Here is an 890-nt window from a genome sequence, read left to right as displayed (position 1 = left end):
ACAGGCCGGTCTTGGGCGAGAAGGCCGAAGGCTGCTCGTCCTTGGAGCCGAGAGCCGCCGGGCAGATGCCCTTCGAGTTCACGTCTTCGCCGTTGTGCTCGGTGGACATGGCTTCGACCCGGATCGGACGTCCGTAGTCCTTTGAGTTCTTGTCCATGTCGACGCCCTTGGCCCAATTGACCGCGGGATCGAACTTCTGAGCGACGAGGAGTTCGCCGGTATCACGATCGAGCGTGTAGCCGAAGCCGTTACGATCGAAGTGGACGAGGAGCTTGCGGTCCTTGCCGTCGATCTTCTGGTCGACCAGCGGCACTTCGTTGATGCCGTCGTAATCCCACTCGTCGTGCGGGGTCATCTGGTAGACCCACTTGACCGCACCCGTATCGGGGTTACGAGCCCAGAGGGACATCGACCACTTGTTGTCGCCCGGACGCTGCTTGGGGTTCCACGTCGAGGGGTTGCCCGAACCGTAGTACATCAGGTCCAGTTTGGGGTCGTACGAATACCAGCCCCAGGTGCAGCCGCCGCCGGTCTTCCACTGCTCGCCCTCCCAGGTCTTGGTCGAGGAGTTCTCACCGACCGGCTTGCCGAGCGACATCGTCTGCGTCGGGCTGATCAGGGTCTGATCGTCCGGGCCTTCCGAGTAGCCGCGCCAGATGCGCTTGCCGGTCTCCTGGTCATAAGCCGTCACGTGGCACTGCACGCCGAACTCACCACCGGAAATACCGACGATCAGCTTGCCCTTCACGGGAAGCACTGTCGCGGTGTTGGTCGCACCCTTCTTCGGATCGCCGTTGGCGACCTTCCACAGTTCCTTGCCGGTCTTCGCGTCGAGCGCGACGACGTTGGTGTCGGCCTGGTGCAGGAAGATCTTGCCGTTGTCATAGGCT

Annotated in this window: 1 protein-coding gene; it reads right to left on the bottom strand. The window is 62.4% G+C overall.

All coding sequences use genetic code 11. The features are described from left to right. On the bottom strand, nt 1-890 hold an 890-nt coding region (locus GSQ79_RS22010), incomplete at both ends, for a PQQ-binding-like beta-propeller repeat protein (protein ID WP_246725496.1).

The organism is Beijerinckia sp. L45 (genome assembly GCF_009765775.1).
Taxonomy (GTDB): domain Bacteria; phylum Pseudomonadota; class Alphaproteobacteria; order Rhizobiales; family Beijerinckiaceae; genus RH-AL1.
Note: the sequence above shows the minus strand (reverse complement) of the source record. Positions and strands in the feature narration are given on the sequence as shown.